Below are 239 nucleotides of genomic sequence, written 5' to 3'. Positions count from 1 at the left end.
GTCGCACTCATCGGCAGCGACGAGTTCAAACACTCTGTTCGCCCTCATCTGCAACTGGCCATGGCGCAACTTCTGGGAGCTCTCAACAGCGCAGCGGCCCGCTTGCAACCGGCACTCAGCCCGGCTGTGGCGCATGTTGTGTCGCGTCTTAACTGTGCCGTGCAACTGCTCTATAACGGCGTGCATCTGACCCAGCTCAAAGTGACGATGACTCTGGGTCAGTACTACGCCCTGCAATC

Annotated in this window: 1 protein-coding gene; it reads left to right on the top strand. The window is 59.0% G+C overall.

Going from position 1 to position 239, the window contains the following annotated elements:
• Positions 1-239 (top strand): hypothetical protein (locus GHO32_RS26610; RefSeq protein ID WP_178113969.1); only part of this gene is annotated, 239 nt, incomplete at both ends.

The organism is Pseudomonas sp. FSL R10-2189, from assembly GCF_009600325.1.
GTDB lineage: Bacteria > Pseudomonadota > Gammaproteobacteria > Pseudomonadales > Pseudomonadaceae > Aquipseudomonas > Aquipseudomonas helleri.
Note: the sequence above shows the minus strand (reverse complement) of the source record. Positions and strands in the feature narration are given on the sequence as shown.